The 22,876-nt window shown below is 69.0% G+C and carries 13 protein-coding genes; 3 read left to right on the top strand and 10 right to left on the bottom strand.

Annotation, left to right across the window (positions count from 1 at the left end; genetic code table 11):
- Positions 1 to 121: 121 nt before the first annotated feature.
- Positions 122 to 1,912: an aminopeptidase P family protein gene (locus MRB58_RS02470; protein ID WP_244780080.1), complete on the bottom strand. Its 1,791-nt coding sequence runs from the start codon at positions 1,910 to 1,912 to the stop codon at positions 122 to 124.
- A 206-nt stretch (positions 1,913 to 2,118) separates the two neighbouring features.
- Between MRB58_RS02470 and MRB58_RS02465 the strand changes: the two genes are divergently transcribed.
- Positions 2,119 to 2,340: a hypothetical protein gene (locus MRB58_RS02465; RefSeq protein WP_244780078.1), complete on the top strand. Its 222-nt coding sequence runs from the start codon at positions 2,119 to 2,121 to the stop codon at positions 2,338 to 2,340.
- A 50-nt stretch (positions 2,341 to 2,390) separates the two neighbouring features.
- Here the strand turns inward: MRB58_RS02465 and MRB58_RS02460 are convergent, their stop codons facing one another.
- The 9 genes from MRB58_RS02460 to MRB58_RS02420 form a co-directional block, all read right to left on the bottom strand.
- On the bottom strand, positions 2,391 to 3,257 hold the full coding sequence (locus MRB58_RS02460; RefSeq protein ID WP_244780077.1) for a 50S ribosomal protein L11 methyltransferase: 867 nt from the start codon (positions 3,255 to 3,257) through the stop codon (positions 2,391 to 2,393).
- Between the two features lie 70 nt (positions 3,258 to 3,327).
- Positions 3,328 to 3,939, bottom strand: coding sequence for a glutathione S-transferase family protein (locus MRB58_RS02455; protein WP_244780075.1), 612 nt, complete (start codon positions 3,937 to 3,939; stop codon positions 3,328 to 3,330).
- 167 nt (positions 3,940 to 4,106) lie between these two features.
- Complete coding sequence (locus tag MRB58_RS02450; RefSeq protein ID WP_244780074.1) at positions 4,107 to 4,592, bottom strand: ATP F0F1 synthase subunit B; 486 nt, start codon at positions 4,590 to 4,592, stop codon at positions 4,107 to 4,109.
- Positions 4,585 to 5,226, bottom strand: a complete 642-nt coding sequence (locus tag MRB58_RS02445; protein ID WP_244780072.1) for a F0F1 ATP synthase subunit B — start codon at positions 5,224 to 5,226, stop codon at positions 4,585 to 4,587. Before MRB58_RS02445 ends, MRB58_RS02450 begins: the two co-directional genes overlap by 8 nt.
- A 6-nt stretch (positions 5,227 to 5,232) precedes the next feature.
- A complete protein-coding gene (locus tag MRB58_RS02440) occupies positions 5,233 to 5,460 on the bottom strand; it encodes a F0F1 ATP synthase subunit C (protein ID WP_111348388.1) in 228 nt (75 codons plus the stop codon).
- 50 nt (positions 5,461 to 5,510) lie between these two features.
- Positions 5,511 to 6,278 carry a F0F1 ATP synthase subunit A gene (locus MRB58_RS02435; protein WP_244780070.1) on the bottom strand — a complete coding sequence of 256 codons (768 nt, stop codon included), beginning with the start codon at positions 6,276 to 6,278 and terminating at the stop codon, positions 5,511 to 5,513.
- A gap of 60 nt (positions 6,279 to 6,338) precedes the next feature.
- Positions 6,339 to 6,671, bottom strand: a complete 333-nt coding sequence (locus MRB58_RS02430; protein WP_244780069.1) for an AtpZ/AtpI family protein — start codon at positions 6,669 to 6,671, stop codon at positions 6,339 to 6,341.
- Between the two features lie 315 nt (positions 6,672 to 6,986).
- Complete coding sequence (locus tag MRB58_RS02425) at positions 6,987 to 8,045, bottom strand: calcium-binding protein (RefSeq protein WP_244780067.1); 1,059 nt, start codon at positions 8,043 to 8,045, stop codon at positions 6,987 to 6,989.
- Positions 8,046 to 8,869: 824 nt separating this feature from the next.
- On the bottom strand, positions 8,870 to 10,357 hold the full coding sequence (locus tag MRB58_RS02420) for a glycoside hydrolase family 3 N-terminal domain-containing protein (RefSeq protein WP_244780066.1): 1,488 nt from the start codon (positions 10,355 to 10,357) through the stop codon (positions 8,870 to 8,872).
- An 806-nt stretch (positions 10,358 to 11,163) separates the two neighbouring features.
- Between MRB58_RS02420 and MRB58_RS02415 the strand changes: the two genes are divergently transcribed.
- Positions 11,164 to 22,245 carry a cadherin domain-containing protein gene (locus MRB58_RS02415; protein ID WP_244780064.1) on the top strand — a complete coding sequence of 3,694 codons (11,082 nt, stop codon included), beginning with the start codon at positions 11,164 to 11,166 and terminating at the stop codon, positions 22,243 to 22,245.
- Positions 22,246 to 22,415: 170 nt separating this feature from the next.
- The gene (locus MRB58_RS02410; RefSeq protein ID WP_244780063.1) at positions 22,416 to 22,820 is read left to right on the top strand and encodes a GFA family protein; all 405 of its coding nucleotides are present in this window, start codon (positions 22,416 to 22,418) and stop codon (positions 22,818 to 22,820) included.
- Positions 22,821 to 22,876 lie beyond the last annotated feature (56 nt).

Here is a 22,876-nt window from a genome sequence, read left to right as displayed (position 1 = left end):
GCCCGTCGGCGAGACGGAGGGAGCGCGAGGGGGGAACCCCCCTCGCTCGGAGGGTCCGCACGCACCGCCGCCCAAGTGTGGTCTCCCGAGTCGGTCCCATCGTTCGGCTCCCGCTCGCGGGTCAGGCGACCGGCCGGGTGCGGACCTCGAGCCAGTCGCGTTCCGCGGGGGCGAGGGCGTCGACCAGGGCGCCGCGGACGCGCGCGTGATAGGCGTCGAGCCAACCGATCTCGCCCGCCGTCATGTGGGTGGTGACGATGGGTCGGGTGTCGATCGGGGCGAGGGTCAGCGTCTCGAACCAGTGCATCGGGAAGACGCCGCCCGGGGGCACGCGGGCCTCACGCACGAGGCAGACGTTCTCGATCCGGATGCCGAAGGCGCCGGTGTGGTAGTCCCCCGGCTCGTTGGACAGGATCATGCCCGGCTCGAGGGCAGTCGTGCCGCGGCGGGAGATGGAGGCCGGACCCTCGTGCACGGCGAGGGCGGCGCCGATGCCGTGGCCGGTGCCGTGCTTGAAGTCGTGGCCGGCGCGCCAGAGCGCCATGCGCGCGAGGGGATCGAGTTCGGAGCCCAGCGCGCCTTCGGGGAATCGCTGCCGGGCGACGGCGATGTGCCCCTTCAGAACGCGCGTATACTGGATCCGGAAGTCGTCGGGACCCGGATCGCCGCCGGCGACGAAGGTGCGGGTGATGTCGGTGGTGCCGTCCTCGAACTGTCCGCCGCAGTCGATCAGGACGGGCTCGCCGGCAGCGATGACGCGGTCGGTCGTCTCGTCCACGCGGTAGTGGACGATGGCGCCGTGCGGGCCGGAGCCGGAGATGGTGTCGAACGAGATGTCGGTCGCGCCGGCCTCGCGGCGGAAGTCTTCCAGTTGCCGGACGAGGTCGATCTCGGTGGCGCCGACGGCGTGGGCCTCGCACCAGGCGAGGAAGCGCACCATGGCGACGCCGTCGCGCAGGTGGGCGGCGCGCATCCCGGCGATCTCGGCGGGGTTCTTGATTGCCTTGAGGCGCTGGACGGGGTCGTTGCCCGGCGCCGGCGTTCCGGCACTCTCTATCGTGGAGAGCACGGCGTCGGACGTGCGGGCGGGGTCGGCCGCGACGGTCTTGCCGGCACTGAGGGTGGCGAGGCGGGCAAGGAGATCGTCGGCGCCGGCAATGGTGGCGTGTCCGGCTAGGTCTGCGACGATTTCATCGGGCACCTTCTCGGGATCGACGAAGACGGTGACCTCGCCCTCCTTGGGGACGAAGGCGCGGGCGAGGACCAGCGGCGTGTGGGCGACGTCGGCGCCGCGCCAGTTGAGCAGCCAGGAGACCGAGTCGCTGTCGGCGATGAAGAGGGCGTCCGCGTCCATGGCGGCCCGCACGTCGGCGATCTTCTGCGTCATGGTGCGGCCGGCGAGGTGGGCGGGGTGGGCGCGCACCTGGCCGCGAGGCGGGGCGGGGCGCGCCGGCCACACGGCGTCGACGGGATTGTGGTCGAGCTTCACCAGGGTCAGCCCTTCGGCCTGCTTGGCGATTCGCTCCAGATCGTTGCGGCTGTGGAGGTGCGGGTCCACGCCGAGCGTGATGCCGGCGAGGTGCTCGCGCGCCCAGGCCTTCGCGGCGGCGGGGTCGCTGGCGATGTGGAAGGATGGCGGAACCTGGGCCGAGGCTTGCAGCGTGTAGCGGCCATCCGTCACGAACATGGCAGCATCCCGCAAAACGTAAGCCCTGCCGGCGGAGCCAGTAAAACCGCTGATGAACTGCAACCGCTCTTCGGAGGCCGGCAGATACTCGCTCTGATAGGCGTCCTCGTGCGGGACGACCACCCCGTCGACTCCCAGAGAGTCAAAGCTATCCCTTAGAGTTGCAAGGCGTTTTTCGATATCTTCGGGGGGCGTGGCGGCGGCGTCGAAGGTTTGGAAAGGCATGGCGGATGGGGGCCTGAGGATAAGCTGAGGAGTGTGAATTCAGGGATGGGCGCAGGGTGTCATGCGTGTTGCGTTGCACCAGGCGGAGCCTGCCATGCAGGTCTGTGCATTGAGATCAGGGGCGATTCTCGTACCTTCCTCGGTGTCGATCGCTGCATGAGAAGTTCTCGCAAGTTGTTGCAGCGCACAAACCAGGGATACATGACATGGCCATCACCGCCACCCAAGACTTTGCCGCGGACCGTTCGGCGTCTTCGAAGGGTTTCTTTGCTCGTCTCGGCGAGAAGGTCATGCAGTCGCGCAAGCGTCAGGCGGACCGCGCGGTGGCTGCATACCTTCTGAGCCTCGACAATGCCACGCTCGCCAAGCTGGGTTACGAGCGCGAAGAGATCATCAAGCGCGACCCGCGCGGCTACCCCTTCGTCTAATCGCGTCGCTGAGGGCGCGGCGCCCCGCCGGCCGGCGCGACGACCCGTGGTCATCGCAGCGGCCGACGTAGGGTGAGCGTCGCCCAGTCCTCGATGATGATCTGATCGGTCACCACCAGCCCACGGGCCCGGTAGGCGGCCTTGACCGGACGGACATGCGCCGTCCGCAGACCGGAGAGAATGAGCGTACGGCCTGTGGCCAGGGCCAGCTCGTTCGCCATCGCGATCAACGGTCGCGCCAGAATGTTCGCGATCACCGTCTCGGCGCTCGCGAACGGCCCCGCTCGCACCACAACCGGGACAGGTCTTTGCGTACGGTTGGCGGCGACGTTGCGGCGTGCCACCTCCACGGAGACCGGATCGATATCGCCAGCCGCGACCGACCGCGCACCCAAGCGGTCGGCCGCGATGGCGAGCACGCCGGTCCCCGTCCCCACATCCGCCACGGTCGTCAGCGGCTGCCGCTTGGCGAGCCGCTCGAGCGCGATGAGGCAGCCGCGCGTCGACGCATGGTGCGCGGTGCCGAAGGCGCGACCGGCGTCGATCTCGATACGCCAGCGCGTCGGTAGCATCCGCGCGCGATCATGCGAGCCGAACACCACGAAGCGCCCGGCATGGATCGGGTGCAATGCCTTCTGACTCTCGGCCACCCAGTCGCGCTCGGCGACCGGGTCTTCCTCGAACTCGGGAAGATCCGGCAGCAGCTCGCGCGCCTCGGCGAGCCAGCGCGCGCGACCCTCCGCGTCACGCTCCACGAACATCACGTCGATCAGCCACGGCCCGTCCTGCTCCGGGCGGTAGGCCGACAGGATCGGCTCGCCCTCGTCCACCAGGACGTCGAGCGTCGCGATCATGCGCTCGGTGATGGTTTCGTATTGATCGCCGACCCCGAGGGTCGCGAAAGCGCGCGTGACCATGGACTCTCCCTTTGCCCCTCCTTCTCGCGCCGTTCGCGGCCGACCACAAGGCGGCGTGGGCGTCCCGCGCTCAGTCCAGCGGCGTGGCGACGAAGGCCGGCGTCGCCTCGGCCCGCGCACTGAAAGCGGCGAGGCGCGGGTAGTCCGCCGGCGCGATCAGCCCGGCCAGAATGAACTGCGTGAACCGCCAGACGACGGCGACGGTGATGTCCGGATCGAGCATCCGCTCGCCGCCGAGCCAGGCGGCGGGGTCGACGAGCGGCTCCAGGGCGTCGTAGGCGGCGCGTAGCTGGCCGTCGACACGCCGGATCCAGGGATCGTGCCGCTTATCCTCCGGACGCTGCTGGTGCTCGTAGACGAGCTGGACGGTCTTCTCGCCGGCGGCGAGGGCGAGGGCGGTGACCCGCAGTGCGGTGACGCGTGCGGCCGGATCGCCGGGCTGCAGAGACCGCCCCGGCGGCGCCAGTTCCTCGAGGTGCTGCAGAATGAGTGTCGATTCCATCAGCATCGCGCCGTCGGCGGTGATTAGCGTCGGCGCCTTGACCACCGGGTTGATCGCGCCGAACGCCTCGAAATCGCGGAAGACCGAGAGCGGGACGTGCTCGAACGGCAGTTCGAGGAGCGTCAGCGCGATCGCGACGCGGCGCACGTAGGGCGAGTCCAACATTCCGTAGAGCTTCATCCGGGACCTCCTGGCGCTCGTGACGGGCGATGGGGATACAGATCCACGCCCGCGAAAGAGGCGCGCGGTGCATGGGGGAGGGGAAGGCGCAGCCCCGGCCGGCGCGCGGCACAAAAAAAAGCGGCCGCCGGGGCGACCGCTTCCATGGGCTGGGCGGCGAGGTGCCGTCAGTTCAGCCGGGTGCGAACCGTGTCGATCGATTCGTTGACGAGGCGGTCCGCCGTCGACCCCGAAACACGGGCCTTCAGGATATCCGTCGCGGCGGCGATCGCCAGCTCGGCGGCGCGGCCGCGGATCTCGGCGGTCGCCTGCTGCTCGGCCTGCGCGATCTTGTTCTCGGCCGCCTTGGTCCGCCGCTCGACGAGGTCGCGCAGCTTCTCGTTGGCTTCCTCCGTCAGGCGACGCGCCTCCTTGCGCGCCTCCTCGACGATGGTGGCCGCCTCGGCCTCCGCGTCGCGACGCCGCCGCTGATATTCCGCCAGGAGCGCCTGAGCCTCCTCGCGGTTCTTGCGGGCCTCGTCCAGTTCGTTGCGGATGCGTTGGGTGCGGGCGTCGAGCGCCTGCGCGATCATCCGCGGCCCCCCCACGGCGATGACCACGCCGATGAAGAGGAGCAGCGAGACGAACGCCCAAAAGGTATCGGTATTAAGCACGGGGACCCTCCGCTTGGGCCACGGCCTTGTCGGCGTCGTCGCCGGAGATGGAAACACCCGAGAGCTTCTGGACGATGGCCTGGGCGGCGTCCGAGGCGATGGTGCTCACCTCGGCGAGGGCGGCGTCGCGGCGAGCCGCGATTTCGGCCTCGGCCTCGGCGATGCGCTTGTTCAGCGCCTCTTCGGTCTCCGCCTGCTGGCGTGCCTGCTCGGCCTTGATCTCTTCGCGCCGCTCGTGGGCGATGGCGTAGGCCCGCTGGCGGGCCTCCGTCAGCTCGCGCTCATACGCCGCGATGACCTCGTCCGTCTCGCGCGAGAGCCGGGAGGCTTCGCCCAAGTCGCTCGCGATCCGGTCCCGCCGGTCCTCCAGGATCCCGCCGACCTTGGGCATGATGACCCGGTTGACGAAGAAGTAGAGGATGCCGAACGAGATCGCGAGCCAGAAGAGGTGCGACGGGAAGGCGTCGAAGTCGAACGGCGGGAACACGCTGTCGCCACCGCCGTGGAGCGGTTCGACGACCGCGCCATCGGGGTGCGTGATGTGCGTCCCCGTCGTCCCGGTATCGACGAGATCACCGGCGTTGACGCCCGCCTCCGGGCCGACTTTGACCTCGGCCAGTTCGAACTTCGACATTGACGCTTAAACCGCGAAAAGCAGCAGCAGCGCGATCAGCAGCGAGAAGATGCCGAGCGCTTCCGTCACCGCGAAGCCGAAGATCAGGCGGCCGAACTGGCCGTCGGCGGCGGACGGGTTGCGCAGGGCGCCGGCAAGGTAGTTGGCGAACATGTTGCCGAGGCCCATCGCGGTTCCGGCGAGACCGAAACAGGCGATGCCGGCACCAAGATAACGGGCAGCTTCCGCGTCCATGGGGGGCTCCTTGTCGTGCGCTAAAATTCAGTTTGCAGCGCGGGTTAGGGTCAGTGGTTGGGATGAACGGCGTCGTTGAGGTAGATGCAGGTCAACACCGCGAAGACGTAGGCCTGCAAACCCGCCACCAGGAATTCGAGCGCGGTGATCGCCACCGCCATTCCCAGCGGCAGGATCGCGCCGATGACGCCGACCGTGCCCATCGCGCTCATGGAAATCACGAACGCGGCGAACACCTTCAGCATGATGTGGCCGGCCAGCATGTTGGCGAACAAGCGAACCGACAGCGAAATGGGGCGCGACAGGAACGAGATCACCTCGATCGCCGACACCAGGGGGATGATGTAGCCCGGCACGCCGGACGGGACGAACACCCCGAAGAAGGCCAGGCCGTGCTGGCGAATGCCCGCGATCACCACCGTCAGGATCACCACCATCGCCAGGGCGAAGGTCACGATCAGCTGGCTGGTCACCGTGTAGAAATACGGGAACATGCCGATGAGGTTGGCGATCAGGACGAACATGAACAGCGAGAACACCAGCGGGAAGAACTTCATCCCCCCGGCGCCCGCGGACGAGCGCAGCATGCTGCCGGCGAACTCGTAGCTCATTTCGGCGATGTTCTGCCAGCGACCGGGGACCAGCGCGCGGCGCCCCGTCGGCAGCAGCATGAGGGCGATCGTCAGCGCGACGGTCACCATCATGTAGAGTGAGACGTTCGTGAACGAGAGATCTACGCCGCCGACCTCGATGTCGAACAGCGGATGCACTTCGAACTGGTGAATGGGGTCGAGCCCGCCGCCTTCAGCCGTTGCCACGTGAAGAGAAGTCCCGGTTGGCCCGCCGTTCTGGCGGAAGTGTACTTTCAAGCGAGCGATTCATCGCTCGCCGGGTGGTCTCTTGCCCGGCTCAGGCGTTTGAATCAAGCCCGCCGAACGTAAAACGTTGAGGACACCTGCCGCAAATCCGAGCAGGAGGAACACGACCATGAAAAGTGGCAGCGTTCCGGCGACCCAATCGAGCCCCCAGCCGATGGCCAGTCCGACGATGACGGCGCTCACGAACTCCGTGGATAAGCGGAAGGCGACGGCGTAGCTGTTGCTGGCGTCGGTCCGCTTGCGCTCGCGCGCGGCCTCGGCCTCTTCGGCCGCTTCGTGGGCGTCGAGGTGCCGGCGAAGCTTCGTCCTGCGGGCCTCGTACTCGTCGCTCATCGCGTGTGGCCTCCTGTTGTGGGCGCGGGCCTTCCACCGGCACGCGGGGTGACCGTGGGCCGGAGAGAGAGGCCGCGTTCCGGGCACCATCGGCGTGGCGATGCGAGCCCCCGCGGCAAATAGCGGCATCCTGCGGCACGCCAAGTGGCGAGGCCCGCCGGGACGAGACGCGCGGCCCGGCAAAGGGTGCCCCATGGCCCACGGAGTGGTGCCACAAACGAAGACGGCGCCCGCGTTGGCGAGCGCCGTCTTGCCGAACCGTGGGTCCGAATCGAAGAGAGGGGACGCGCGTGGCGCGTCGCCCGCCGCCGTCGATTACACGGGGACGTCGTAGTTGCAGATCTCGACGTAGGTGAGGTCTTCCGACGTGATGCCCGGCGCGAAGAAGTACTCTTCGTACTGGCCCTCGGTGCCCTGCTCGTACGTGATCTGAACCAGACCGGTCGACTCGTTGACCAGCGACAGCACCGGATCGATGTTGAAGTAGCCCTCGAGCTTGATCGTGTCGTAGGAGGCCGGCTCCAGGGTCTGGAGCTCCGCGGGGTTGTCGAACTGATAGTCGGAGATCAGGTCGTAGTCGATCTCGCCCTGCTCGAGCACGAACGTGTCGGCACCGTTGCCGCCGACGTAACGGTCACGGCCGTCGCCACCGTCGATGGTGTCGTCGCCGTTGCCGCCGAAGAGCTTGTCGTTGCCGTCGTTGCCCCAGAGCTTGTCGTTGTCGGCCGCGCCCCACATGGAGTCGTTGCCTTCGCCGCCCCAGGCCTTGTCGTCGCCGGCGCCCAGGACCACGGTGTCGTTGCCGTCATCGGCCCACACCTTGTCCTTGCTGCTGCCGGTGGTGACGACGTCACCGCCTTCGCCGGCGTAGACCCAGGTCTTCTCAAGACCGAAGACGTTGGCGAGCATGATGGTGTCGGACTGCGCCGTGGCGATCAGCTCGAGCTGCTCCATGTTGGTGGCGATGGAGCCATCGCTCATCACCATCGAGGAGCCGAGCAGGTTCACGAAGGGGCTGTCGCTCTCGGAGGGGATGCCCGTCCCGTAGACCTGAAGGCCCTTCTGAAGCTCTGAGCGGTCGATGTAGACGTAGTCGCCGCACTCCTCGTCGCCCTCACCGGCGTCGATGAGATCCTTACCGCCGAAGCTGTAGATCTCGTCGTCGCCGCTGCCGCCGACCATGGTGTCGTTGCCGAGGTCGAACGAACCGGACTCGTTGGAGTCGTAGATGTAGTCGTCGCCGTCGTCGCCGAGCATCAGGTCGTTGCCGGCCTGCCCCTGCAGCGTGTCGCTGTCACCGAAGCCGCGGATGAAATCCGCAAATGAGGTGCCGTCGAGAAAATCCGGCCCACTGTTTCCAAGTCTGATTGCCATCCGGCGTCCCTTCTCAATCCGATCGCGCGTTGCGTTGACCGTTCCTTCGTCGGGCCGTGGCCGTCCCCACGTCTTCGCCACGCGAACGCGGCATTGCCGCAATGCGCAGCGAGCGCCCGGCCGAATTTTCGGTCTTCCTCGTTCTGGAAGACCGCGTTGGTTCAGTCAAGCATTCAGTTCTTCAGAGATGAATTAGATCCTGGTCCTTGGTTCGATTGTTGCTCGATTTCGCGGACAGGTTGTGGGGAGTTGGGGGAATGTTGCTTCCTTGTCACAAGCTTTACATAAATTCGTCGTTGTCGTGCCGGTGACGCGGGTTTGATCTGGCGAGATCCCATTCTCGCCGCGTTTTGCGTCCTGCGATTGTGGCGCGAGTTGCCGCGATGCAGCGATGAAAATCGCAATTTCGCTGGAAAAATCGGGCAATTCCCAGCGAGTCGGATGGAAAAATCTCTGCTCGCTGTCGAGGCGGGTGGCGCGCCCGACAAGGGAGCCGGCCGGGATGGTACGGGGGTGCCGGTGGGGGGCCGGGCGTGATCTGCGTGCCCGAGTTGTTAACATTTTGCTGCGCGTACCGCGCGTTAACTATGGTATCGGGTTGTGTCACCCGAAGTCGCGCACAATTGAGCGACGATGCGCGATAGAGGCCGTGGATGAGCCGTTCCGGCCCCGCCGAAGCCGGATGATGTGCTCTTGCGCGTTTGCGTGAGCGCGGGCACCGGCCACGTGATTCCACTTGCATTGAAGCGTCGCGATGCGTTCCACGGCCCGGCCGACCGGGCGGGGGGATCGGCGATTCGCCGCGACCTTGCGCGACGTCGATCTTACGGGTGCGGCAGCGCGACGTGCTCGATTGGGCGATGCGAGGTGCGCTCCGGGGCACGCACGAAGGGCCGCGCCGCATCGGGCAGCCGGGCTTTCATGCCGCGCACGCGCGCGAAACTCTCGTCGATCCGAGCCGCGAGGGCGGGGTCGCGGGCGGCCCAGGCGAGGCGCTTGTGCAGGCGGGTGACGAGGTCGTCGCTGCCGGCAGCGCCGCCGGCATAGACCAGGATATCATTGCCGGCCTCGATCGCCCGGCGCGCGATTCGGATGGGTGAGCCGAGCCGGGTGATCGCCCCCATCTCCATATCGTCGGAGATGACGACACCGTCGAAGCCGAGGCGCTGGCGCAGGAGGCCCTCGATCAGCTGCGGCGAGAGGGAGGCGGGCACCCCCTCGGCGCAGTATTGCGCGAGATGAACGTGCGCGACCATCACCATGTCGGCCATCCCTTCGGCGAGGAGCGTGGCGTAGGGGGCGAGCTCGGCCTCGCTCCAGGAGCGGGAGATGTCGACGAAGCCCTCGTGCGTGTCGCCGCGCGAGGAGCCGTGGCCGGGGAAATGCTTCAGCGATGTGAGGAGCCCGGCGCGCCGGTGCGCGGCGACGAAGGCGGCGGCGTAGGCGGCCACCTCGTCCGGCGTCCCGGAGAAGGCCCGGCCGAGCTTGGAGATGATGGGATTGTCGCTCCGGTTGCCGAGGTCGACCACCGGGGCGAGGTTCACGTTGAAGCCCCAGTCGGCCAGCCCGTCGGCGAGGCGGCGGTAGATTCGCCGCGCGGCGGGCTCGCCCTCGGCGGCGACGCGCTTGGCGGACGGGGTGGCGACGAAGCCCACCTTGTCGGTCAGGCGCTGCACCTGGCCGCCTTCCTGGTCGACCGCGATCAGCACCGGCAGGCCCGGCGGCGCCGAGGCGCGGAACAGCCGGGTCAGCCGTTTCAGCGCCGCCTCGCTCTTCACGTTCTGGCGAAAGATCAGCACCCCGCCGAGGCGCCCGGCCTCGATGTGGCGGGCGATCCGTTGCGGGCCCGGCTGGTCGACGTCGTCGCCCTGGAAGCCGACCATCAGCATCTGACCGATGCGCACGTCGAGCGGGGCGCCCTCCGGATGCGTCAGCAGCGCGGCGAGGCGGCGGCGCGCCGGTCCCTGGGGCTTGGCTCGGGGCGCCGGTGTCACGGCGTCGCGGTCTTCGTCCACGGGGCCGGCGAGGTCGTCGAAGCGGGCGGGGCGGCCGGCCTGGGGGGCGAGCGCGGCGGCGGCACCTTGCACGGCGGCCTGGGCCATCGGCGGCGCCGCGTCGCCGGGGGTGATGGGGCGGCCGGCGGCCGACGTGCCGGGCCGCGCGGGGTCGGCGCCCGACGTGCCGGCCGGATCGGTTTCGCTCGCACCGAGGTCCGCCGGGGCCCGCTTCTGCGCCGCCGTCGGCGCGATCGCCGCGACGGCGGCCGCCATGACGATGGCGGCACAGCAGGCCTGAAGGGTCCGTCGGTACATCGATCACTCGCGGTTTCGGGCGACGCGCCCAGGTTCGGCGCATCGTAGGATGTGATGCCCGAAGTGGACCCTCTCGTTCCACCCTACAGGCGCAAGAACGCAAGCTATCGTTAACCTCCGGCTGGAGTTGGTGGCCATGCGTGACCTCGGCGCCACGGGCGGACCTTTCAAAGAGGCAAATGTGGCGCGGGGGCGGACCGGGCGCGGCGCGTGCGGCGCGATTGCGTGCCCCGCGCGGCAAACGGCGCGGCGCCCGCGTTGCTTCCTTCCCCCTCCCGCGCCGGCGACCTCGCCGATCGCACGCCCGCGAACCGGCGTTTCGCGCAGGGCGGTAGTAATTATCAAAATTACCGGAGTCTGCATGCGATCAGGCCAAGATCGACTCTTTTATTGGACGCGCAACTCTAAGACGATTGACTCATATTCGGACTCACACGTAGCTACGGCCATGAAATCGAGTCAATTTGCTGAGTCAATCACTCTGTAAATAGAGGAAATATGGTCGAACTACTCGAAAAACTCTCGAAATAGAGAGATTCCAATATCGAATCGTTCTATTCGATATTGTCACGCATGAACCAATCGCCGTCACCCGCCATGCCGTCTCGGGCGCATGGCAACGGGAACTTGTGCGCGACTGCGTATTTGATGCGGAGATCCAAGATCTCCGCCGCCTTTGCTCTGATCTGACGTCGTTCTTTGGCCCTGGGTTACCGGAGAGGCCGAGACGTGTGCGGGCAGCCGCATAGCATTCAGGAGTCCGCCCCGGGGCTCCCACGACACCCAAGACCTTGGAGTGGACCCACTTGGCCGCCGAAAATTCCGTCCCCGACACCAATACGCCCGCCGCAGACGACAGCCTGACCGGTGGCAGCGCCGGCACGCTCGCCTCCATCGCCGCGACGAACGCCGCTCCCACCGTCGCCGTGGAGGGCCAGGATCCCGAATGGGTCGCGACTCACACGATCTCCGGCATCAGCGGGGCGCGCGGCGTGGCGTTCGTCGATGTCGACGGCGACGGCGATCTCGACGTCGTCGCCACCAGCTACACCGACGGCACCGTGGTGCTGGCCGAAAACGTCGGCGGCGCTTTCGCCGAGCCGGTGGCGATCGTCTCCGGGATCGGCAGCCCCTACGAGCTCGCGGCGGGCGACGTGAACGGGGACGGTCTCGCGGACGTGGTGGTCGCGGGCTACTCGGGCGACACGGTGGGCCTTTATACGGCCAACCCCGACGGGTCCTATTCGCAGGCCTTCAGCGTCACGGTCGACAACCCGCGCCAGGTGCAGCTCGCCGATCTCGACGGGGACGGCGACCTCGACGTCGTCGCCGCCGGATATAACGACGACACCGTCGTCACCATCGAGAATACCGGCGGCGGGACGTTCGCGGCACCGCAGATCGTGGGCAGCCTCGACGGGGCGAGCGACGTCGTCGCCGTCGACCTCGACGGAGACGGCAACCTCGATCTCGTCGGCGTCGGATACGTCGCGCAGCACGTCGTCGCCTATTACGGCAACGGTGACGGGACCTTCGGCGAGGCCGTCGACCTGCTGGGCGAGGTGCGCAGCGCGCGTGCGGTCGCCCTCGGCGACGTCGACGGTGACGGCGACCTCGACCTCGTCGTCACGAGCTACACGGCCGACGCGGTGACGCTGTTCGAGAACAACGGCGATGCCACGTTCGACGCCGGCACCGTCATCGCCACTCCCGACGGGGCGCAGGCAATCGCGCTCGCGGACGTGGACGGCGACGGCGACCTCGACGTGGTGACCAACGCCTACCTCGGCCAACAGGTCATCGTGAACGAGAATCAGGGCGACGGGACCTTCGCCGCGGGCGAGGTCATCGTCGGCACCGAGGCGGCGAACCGGCCGTGGGACCTGATCGTCACCGAAATCGGCGGCGTTCCGTCCGTCGTCGTCTCCGGCACCAGCACCAACGACGTCAACATCGTGCAGCGGGCGTCCGGCACGCTCGGGGTCAACGCGGACCGGGCGTCGGTGCTGACCGGCCTCGTCTTCGCCGACGCGGACGCGGCGGGCGCCGTGACCGTCACGCTGGCGGTCACGGCCGGGACGCTCGCCGCGTCCTCCGACGCGACGGTCGCCGTGGCGGGCGACGGTACGGGGACGCTGACGCTGACCGGCACCGTCGCCGACCTCGACGCCTATGTGGCCGGCGGCAACGTCAGCGCCACCATCCCGTCGGGCGCGTCCACCCACCTCGGCGTCACCATCGACGACGGCTCGGGCGAGGCGAACGCGGTGCAGTCGGCGCTGGTCCTCCTCGATGTGAACGTGGCGCCGGCCGAGGTCGCGCTCTCCAACACGGTCATCGCCGAATCGGCCCGCAGCGGCGCCACGGTCGGCGTCCTCTCGGCCACCGACGCGGACGGCGACGACATCACCTTCACGCTCGCCAGCGGGGAGGGCGACAACAACCGGTTCGACCTGAGGGAAGGCGACGACGGGTCGGTCGGCGTGGTGCTGCGCTCGCCACTCGACCACGAGTCGTCGGACGGTGTCTACGATCTCGTCGTCACCGCGACCGACGCCAACGGCAACGCCACCACCGAGACCATCTCGATCACCGTCGAGGACGACCCGTTCAAGCTGTCCTCCGTGCCGACCGGCAAGGACTATACGGCGATCACCGAGAACGCGCCGGTCGGCACGCAGATCGGCTTCGTCTACCAGTTCGACACGAGCTTCGTGCCCGAGACGGTGGAACTGACCGACGATGCCGGCGGCCTGTTCTCCGTCACCCTCGGCGACGCGGGCGGCACACCCTACTACTTCCTGACGGTCAACGGCGCGCTCGACCACGAGGCGAGCGACCTCCACGAAGTGACCATCAAGGCGACCGACGCCGGCGGCGTCTCCCACGAGAAGACCTTCCAGGTCCACGTCCTCGACGCACCGGAGGCGACCGACGAGGGGCTCACCGCCCGCGGCACGATCACCATCGACGCCGACACCGCGCTCGCCGGGACGAACGGCGGCGTCGACTGGACGACCTACCTCGACGCGGTGTTCGCCAACGTCGTCGCCGGGCTGCCGGGCTTCCTGCCGGCGGGCAGCGGCTGGTCGCCGGACACTCCGTCCTCCGAGTTCCTCTATGCCAACACCAGCGACGGCTCGATGATCTCGCTGAAGGGCTCGGACCTCGTCTACAACTGGACCGATCCGATCAGCGGCGAGGACGCCCACGTCGTCTCGGGCATCATCAACGAGATGGCGTTCGGCAACGGCGTGACGGGGGCCGACCCGGCGCTCACCGATCCGGAAGTCACGATCACCGGCCTCGACCTCGTCAACGATTCCGCTCTCTTGAACCGCATCTACGGCGAGACGCAGCTCGTCGCGCAGGCCTGGATGTACGGCCTCCACGGCTCCAGCCCCGGCGACATCGAGTTCGTCAAGGCGACGCTCGCCGCCTACGCCCAGGACTTCCGCGGCTCGGCCGGTGACGACACCTACGCCGGCACCGTCTTCGACGATACCGTCACCGGCAACGGCGGCGACGACACGATCGACGGCGGCGCGGGCGACGACATCGCCGTCTACACCGGCGACAAGGCCGAATATTCGGTGGTCGACAACGCCGACGGCACCTTCACCGTGACCGACCTCGTCGCCGATCGGGACGGATCCGACACGCTCACGAGTGTCGAGACGTTGCAGTTCGCCGACGGCACGTTGACGATCGGCGGCGACCCGGTGTCGATCGAGATCGCCAGCGAAGGCCCGGCCTTCCTGCCCAGCGAGGCGCTGGCCGACGCACCGCGCGGCATCGTCGGCATCAAGAGCGCCGACCTCGACGGCGACGGCGACATCGACCTCCTCGGTCACACCAGCCTCGGCACGGAGCCGGGGATCTACTGGTTCGCGAACGACGGGGCGGGGAACTACACCCTCGTCGGCCTCGCCGGCGGGCGCAGCTTCCGCTTCGAGGTGGGCGACGTCGACGGGGACGGGCTGATCGACGTGATCGGCAACGACTACGACGCGTCGACGACGGTCTGGTTCAAGAACAACGGCGACGGCACCTTCGCCGATGGGCAGACGGCGGCCTCGGCCACGTCCAACAGCTACCTCGTCGTCGACGTCGACGGCGACGGCCGCGCCGACGTGGTGACCGTGCCGACGGGGCAGGGCACCGTCGTCCTCGGCACGCAGAACCCCGACGGCACCTTCACCGAGACCACCCTCGACGACAGCTTCGCCTACACCATCGGCCTCGCCGCCGGCGACATCGACGGCGACGGCGACGTCGACATCATGACGACGGGGCAGACCGCGGCCGGAGACAACCTCTTCCGCGTCTACACCGCCGACGGTGACGGCACCTTCACGACCGCGCAGACGATCGACCTCCAGGCGACCGCCGGCGGCACCAACAACCCCGAGACGATCAAGCTCGCGGACATGGACGGGGACGGCGCCCTCGACGCCGTCGCCGTCAGCGCCAACGACTCGGCGATCTACCTGATGAAGGGCAACGGCGACGGGACCTTCGCCGACCCGGTGATCGTCGCCGAGGGCGACACCAGCCCCACCGACGTCGAGATCGTCGACATCGACGGCGACGGCCGGCTCGACCTCGTCGCGCCCTCGACGACGGAGACCGAGGAAGGGGGAGGCACGCTCTCCTGGTTCGAGCAGCAGGAGGACGGCTCGTTCGTCGAGCACATCCTCGCGGACACCACCCACTCGACCCACTCCAACTTCAACGAGATCGAGGTGGTCGACGTCGACGGTGACGGCGTCCTCGACCTCGTCAACGGCGGCAACACCACCAACGCCGCCGGCGACGGCAGCGACTATATGCGCATCTCGCGCGGGCTGCCTTCGATCTCCGTCGACGAGAACGCGCCCAGCGCGGTCACCGGGCTCACCTTCGGCCGTGTCGGCGAGGGGGCGGTGCGCGTCACCCTCGCGGTCGATCGCGGCGGACTTGCGGCGGTCTCCGCGGCGGGCGTCACCGTCGAGGGGAGCGGGGCCAGCCTGACGCTGACCGGCGAGGTGGCGGACATCAACGCCTTCGTCGCGTCCGGGAACGTCACCTTCCAGACCGATCAATACGACGAGACGACCGCGGTCCTCGGCGTCACCATCGACGACCAGGACGTCACCGACCCGCAGGTCGCGACCTCGCAGGTGGCGCTCACCGTGGTGCCGGAGGAGGACGCCGCCCCCACCGACGTCGCGATCGACAACGCGGCCATTGCCGAGGACGCGCCGGTCGACACCGTGATCGGCACGCTCTCGGCGACGGATCCGGAGGGGCAGACGATCACCTTCGCGCTCGTCTCCGACGCGGGAGGGCTGGTGGCGCTCGACGGCGACCAGCTCGTCCTGAAGGGCGCGCTCGACTTCGAAAGCGCCAGCAGCGTGGACATCGTCGTGCGCGCCACCGACGTCGGCGGCGAATACACCGACGAGACGATCACCCTCACGGTCGGCGACGTGAACGAGGCGCCGACCACGGTGGCGCTCTCGGGCGACAGCGTGGTCGAGAATGCGGCCGCGGGCACCGTCGTCGGCACGCTGACCACTACCGACCCCGACACGGGCGACACCTTCACCTACACGATCGCCGACGACACCGGCGCGTTCCAGATCGTCGGCGCCGAGCTGCAGGTGAAGGACCTCGGCGAGGTCCTCAACCACGACGTGACCATCGTCGCCACCGACCAGGACGGCCTGTCGACCGAGAAGAGCTTCAAGATCCGCACCACCGACGCGGACGGGAACCCGCTCGGTTCCGAGGGCACCATCGTCATCGACGCGTCGACCGCCTCCGCCGGTGTCGATATCGAGGCGATGATCCGGGGCGAGTTCATCGCCGATGCCACCGGCGGCGGCTTCCCCGTCTTCGACAACGGAACCGCGTTCGACGGCTCGGAGATGCTGATCGGTTACGGCACCGACGCGAGCTCCAAGTACGTCCTCGCCCAGGGCGAGCTGGAGTATTACTTCGGCACCCACACCGTCGCCGGCACCATCGAGACGATCGAGTACGGAACGCGCGGCGAGGGCAGCTACGACGCGAACGGTGCCTTCGTCGGCGGCGACGTCACGCTGCGCATCACCGGCCTGAACCTTTCCAATCCGATCCCCACCAACGCCCAGGAAGAGCAGGAGATCGAGGCGAACGGCGCGGTCCACAACTTCGCGCTCGCCTACATGTACGGCGCCAGCGCCGACCAGACCCGGCTCGACACCTACGCCGACGCGCTGGACGACTACAGCCAGCACATCATCGGCTCGGCCTTCGACGACACGCTGGCGGGCAGCGCCTTCAACGACACCATCGAAGGCGGCGACGGGGCAGACGTCATCGCCGGGGGCGGGGGCAACGACGAGATCGTCGGCGGCGCCGGCGGCGACGCGGTCGACGGCGGGGACGGGTCGGACACGTTCATCGTCGAGGGGGCTCGGGCGGACTACGGCGTGTACCTCTACACCACGGCCTATATCGTCTCCCTGGCGACGTCCGCCACCGATGCGCTCGTCAACGTCGAGACCATCCGCTTCGACGACGTGATCATCGACGTCGCGACCGGGGAGGAGACGCCGATCGTCGACAACCAGGCGCCGACGGAGCTGGCGCTGTCGGGCGATATGACGCTGGCCGAGGACGCCGCGCTCGGCACCGTCGTCGGCACCCTCTCGGCCACCGATCCGGATGGAGACGAGATTGGCTACACCATCTCCGGCGCCAGCATGTTCTCGATCGACGGGACCGATCTCGTGCTCGCCGCAGCGCTCGACTACGAGACCGCGACGAGCCACTCGGTGACCGTCGTCGCGACCGACAGCGAGGGCAACACCACCGAGGAGACGTTCACCATCGCGGTGAGCGACGTCGACGATACCGTCAACGGCGCGCCGACGGACCTTGCCCTTTCCGGCACCGCCGTCGACGAGAACGTGGCCCTCGGCAGCGTCGTCGGGACCCTGTCGGCGAGCGATCCGGAGGGCGACGCCGTCACCTTCGCGGTCGTCGGCGACAGCCCGTTCGAGGTCGCCGGGACGCAGCTGCGCGTCGCCGCCGCGCTCGACTTCGAGAGCGCGTCCGAGCACGAGGTGACGATCCGCGCCACCGACAGCGCCGGCAACATCACCGACGAGACCTTCACCGTCGCGGTGGGCGACGTCGACGAAGCGCCGACGGATCTCGCGCTTTCGGGCGATCACGCGGTGCCGGAGGATGCCGTTCTCGGCATCGTCGTCGGCAGCCTCAGCGCCACGGATCCGGAAGGCGGCGCGCTGACCTACAGCCTGACCGACGATGCCGGCGGCCGCTTCGCGCTCAGCGCCGACGGCACCCAGGTCGTCCTCGCCGGCGCCCTCGATGCCGAGACGGCCTCCCACCATTCCATCACCGTCATGGCGCAGGACGCCGGCGGCCACACCACAACCGAAACCTTCGACATCGCCGTCGAAGACAGGTCGGAGCCAGACCAAGACATGATCACGATCGATGCCAGCCACGCGGCGGCGATGGACTTCGAAGGGTTCCTGACCACGGGGTTCGTCAGCGGCGCGACGGGAAGCGGTTTCCCGACCTTCGACAACTCCGCCTCGTTCGAGGGCGAGGAGATGTTCATGTCGCTGGGGACCGGCGCGGACGCCCCCTATTTCCTCGCCCACGGTCAACTCGCCTACAACTTCGGCACCCACACCGTGCACGGCGAGATCGAGACCATCGAGTTCGGAACGGTGGGCGAGGGGACCTACGACGCCGACGGCTACTTCGTCGGCGGTGACGTCGCGCTGAAGATCACCGGGCTCGACTTCGAGAACGGGCTGGAGCCGGAGGCGGAGGTCGAGGCGACGGGCGAGGTCCACAACTTCGCGGCCGCCTACATGGCCGGCGCCAACGCCGATCCGGCCCGCATCGCGCTCTTCCTCGAGCAGCTCGACCAGTACGCGCAGCATTATATCGGCTCGTCCGGCGTGGACGTCTTCGCCGGCTCGGGCAATGCCGACAGCATCGAGGGCGGCGCCGGCAACGACAGCCTGGAGGGCCAGGGCGGCGACGACACGATCGTCGGCGGCGCCGGGCAGGACACCGCCGTCTTCACCGGCGAGCGCAGCGACTATCAGGTCGTCCTGAATGGCGACGGCTCGACCACCGTCACCGACACCACCTCCGGACGCGACGGCGTCGACACGTTGACCGGCGTCGAGTTCCTCGCCTTCGCCGACGGCACGGTCGCCAACGAGCCGGACGACACCGGGCCGCAGAACAGCGCGCCGGTGGACCTGGCGCTGTCGCGCCGCGTCGTCGCCGAGAATGCCGCGCTCGGCACCGTGGTGGGCGCCCTGTCGGCGACCGACCCGGACGGCGACGCGATCACCTACGCGGTCTCCGGCCCGAGCCCGTTCGCGGTCGACGGCACCGACCTGGTCGTCGCCGCCGCGCTCGACTTCGAGACCGCCGAGAGCCACGCCGTGACGGTCGTCGCGACCGACGCGGAGGGCAACAGCTCGCAGGAGACCTTCACCGTCACGGTGACGGACATCGACGAGACGGTGAACCGGGCGCCGACGAACCTCGCCCTCTCGGGCGGCCTGTCGCTCGCCGAGGACGCCGCGCTCGGCACCGTGGTGGGCGCCCTGTCGGCGACCGACCCGGACGGCGACGCGATCACCTACGCGGTCTCCGGCCCGAGCCCGTTCGCGGTCGACGGCACCGACCTGGTCCTCGCCGCCGCGCTCGACTTCGAGACCGCGACGAGCCACGCGGTGACGGTCGTCGCCACCGACAGCGCGGGCAAGAGCACGCAGAAGACCTTCACCATCGCGGTGGGCGACATCGACGAGAGCACCAACGGCGCTCCGACCGACGTCGCGCTGTCGAACCTCGTCGTCGCCGAGACGGCGGCCGAGGGGACGGTCGTCGGCACCTTGTCGTCCAGCGATCCGGACGGGGACGCGGTCGGCTACGCGGTCGTCGGCGACAGCCCGTTCGCCGTTGCCGGGACGCAGCTGCGCGTCGCCGCCGCGCTCGACTTCGAGAGCGCGTCCGAGCACGAGGTGACGATCCGTGCCACCGATAGCGCCGGCAACACCACCGACGAGACGTTCACCGTCGCGGTGGGCGACGTCGATGAGGCGCCGACGGATCTCTCGCTCTCGGGCGACCGCTCTCTGGCCGAAGACGCCGCGATCGGTACCCTGGTCGGCACGCTCGGCGCCACGGATCCGGAAGGCGGCGCGCTGACCTACAGCCTCACCGACGATGCCGGCGGTCTCTTCGCGCTCAGCGCCGACGGCACGCGGGTCGTTCTCGCCGGCGCGCTCGATGCCGAGACGGCCGCCAGCCACGCCATCACCGTCACGGCGCGCGACGCCGGCGGCAACACCACAACGGAAACCTTCGACATCGCCGTCGAAGACGTACCGGAGCCAGACAACGACATGATCACGATCGACGCCAGCCACGCCGCGGAGATGGACTTCGACGACTTCCTGACGGAAGGCTTCTTCGAGGCCGTCACCGCCACCGGGTTCCCCACCTTCGACGGCTCCTCCGCGTTCGAGGGCGAGGAGATCTGGATGGCGATGGGCGACGACGCCTCCGCCCCCTACTTCCTCGCGCACGGCGAACTCACCTACTACTTCGGCGCCCATACGGTGTACGGCGAGATCAACACGATCGAGTTCGGCACGGTCGGCGAGGGCGAGTTCGACGCCGACGGCTACTTCGTCGGCGGTGACGTGACGCTGAAGATCACCGGGCTCGACCTCGCCAACGCGCGGGGCCCCGAGGACGAGGTGGAGGCGACCGGCGAGGTCCACAACTTCGTCTCCGCCTACATGGGCGGCCAGGACGCCGACCCGGACCGCCTGGCGATGTTCCTCGAGGACCTCGACCAGTACGCCCAGCATTATATCGGCTCGGCGGGCGTCGACGTGTTCGCCGCGTCGGATCTCGACGACAGCATCGAGGGCGGCGCCGGCGACGACATGCTGACCGGCCTGGGCGGTGACGACACCATCGCGGGCGGTGCCGGCGAGGATACGGCCGTCTTCAGCGGCAACCGTAGCCAGTACCAGATCTCGACCGACGCCCACGGCGTCACCACGGTGATCGACGGCAACGCCGGCCGCGACGGCACCGACACGCTGACCAGCGTCGAGTTCCTCGCCTTCGCCGATGGCACGATCGCCAACGAGGAAGACACCGGCGGCGACACCGGCGGCGACACCGGTGGCGACACGGGTGGTGACACGGGCGGCGACACCGGCGGTGACACGGGCGGCGACACCGGTGGTGACACCGGCGGCGACACCGGTGGTGACACGGGCGGCGACACGGGCGGCGATACCGGCGGCGAACCCGAGAACGGCGCGCCGACCGACCTGGAACTCTCCCGCAGCGCGATCGCCGAGGATGCGCAGATCGGCGCCGTCGTCGGCACGCTCTCGGCCATCGATCCGGACGGCGACGCGATCACCTACACGATCTCCGGCGACAGCGTCTTCGAGATCGACGGAACCGACCTGGTCCTCGCCGAGACGCTCGACTTCGAGACCGCGGTGCGCCACTCCGTGACCGTCGTCGCCACCGACAGCGCCGGCAACTCGGTCGAGGAAACCTTCACCGTGCGCGTCACCGACGTCGACGAAGGGGAGGACGAGGACGAGGGCGACGGCGACGGCGAGCCCACCAACCGCGCGCCCCGCAACCTGGCGCTCTCCGGCTCCATGTCGCTCGCCGAGGATGCCACGCTCGGCACCGTGGTCGGCGTCCTGTCGGCGACCGATCCGGACGGGGACGCGATCACCTACACCATCGCCGGCGACAGCGCCTTCGAGGTCGAGGGGAGCGACCTCGTCCTCGCCGCTGCGCTCGATTTCGAGACCGCTCAGAGCCAGTCGGTGACGGTGGTCGCGACCGACAGCGAGGGCAACAGCACCCGGCAGACCTTCGCCATCGCGGTGACGGACGTGGACGAGACGCCGGTCGCGCAGCTCATCCTCGGCACGGACGGCGACGATACGCTTTCCGACGGGACCGGCGACGACAGCCTGCGCGGCATGGCCGGGGACGACCGGCTGGTCGCGACCGGCGGCGACGACGTGGTCCGCGGCGGCAGTGGCGACGACATCGCCTTCGGCGGTGCGGGCGGCGATACCCTTCTCGGCGAGGACGGCAACGACACGCTGCGCGGCGAGGACGGCGACGACCTCCTCGTCGGCCATCTCGGCGACGACGTCCTCAACGGCGGCGCGGGCGACGACATGATCGCCGGCGGTGGCGGCGACGACACCGTCCGCGGCGGCGCGGGCGAGGACACCCTGCGTGCCGGCGAGGGCGACGACCTCCTCCTCGGCGACGAGGGGAACGACGTCGCCCGCGGCGGCCTGGGCGACGACACCGCGATGGGCGGCGCGGGGGCCGACACGCTGCTGGGCGAGGCCGGCGACGACCAGCTGGAGGGCGAGGACGGCGACGACCTTCTGGCCGGCCAGCTCGGCGACGACCAGCTCTTCGGCGGTGCCGGTGACGACACGGTGGCCGGCGGTGACGGCGAGGACAGCCTGTTCGGCGGCGCGGGGGCGGACCTCCTGCGCGGCGGCGAGGGCGACGACGTCCTCGACGGAGGGGCCGGGAACGACATCCTCGCCACCGGCGAGGGCAGCGACATCCTCCTCTTCGGCGACGGGTTCGGCGCGGACGTCATCGTCGACTTCACGCTGGGCGAGGATCTGATCGACCTCGGCGACGTTACCGGCATCGCCGCGTTCGAGGACCTCACCATCACCGAGACGGCGCAGAGCGATGCGCTGGTGGTCATCGGCGCCGACGAGATCACCTTCGAGGGCATCCTCGCCAGCGACCTGACGGCGGCGAGCTTCCTCTTCTGAGCCCCGTCGCCTCGGCAGACCTCGCCGGGGCGACGTTCGCCGATCGAAGGCGCCCGGCCAATCGGTCGCGGCGCCTTCTCGCGTCGCGGCCGGTGGGTCGGACGGGGGGCGCGCTATGATGGCCCCGGCGTGGCCCGCAGCGGGCCGCGGGTGGGGATCGAAGGTGCGGCATGGATCGTTTCGCCGGGGGCTGCCTGTGCGGTGATGTGAGGATCGTGGCGGCGGGGCGTCCGTACCGCGTCGGACTGTGCCACTGCCTCGACTGCCGCAAGCACCACGGCGCGCTGTTCCACGCCTCGGCCGTGTTCGCGCGCGAGGCGGTCACGGTCGAGGGGAGGCCGGCCGAGTATGAGGGGCGCTGGTTCTGCCCGCGCTGCGGCTCACCGGTGTTCTCGCGCAGCGGCGACGAGGTGGAGGTGCACCTCGGTACGCTCGACGAGCCGGGCCGCCTGCGCCCGACCTACGAGCTGTGGACCGTGCGCCGCGAGGCCTGGCTCCCCCCGTTCCCGCAAGTGCGCTCTTACGAACGCGACCGCGCCCCCGGCGACCGGTCCGAGCCCGCGCCCGACGAATAGGTCGAGCGTGCGTCGCAGGCTCCATATGATAGAGGTTGAAACCTCTCGCGCCGGCT

Origin of the sequence: Acuticoccus sp. I52.16.1 (assembly GCF_022865125.1) — a bacterium.
Taxonomy (GTDB): Bacteria; Pseudomonadota; Alphaproteobacteria; order Rhizobiales; family Amorphaceae; genus Acuticoccus.
This window is presented reverse-complemented; position numbering and strand designations above follow the sequence as displayed.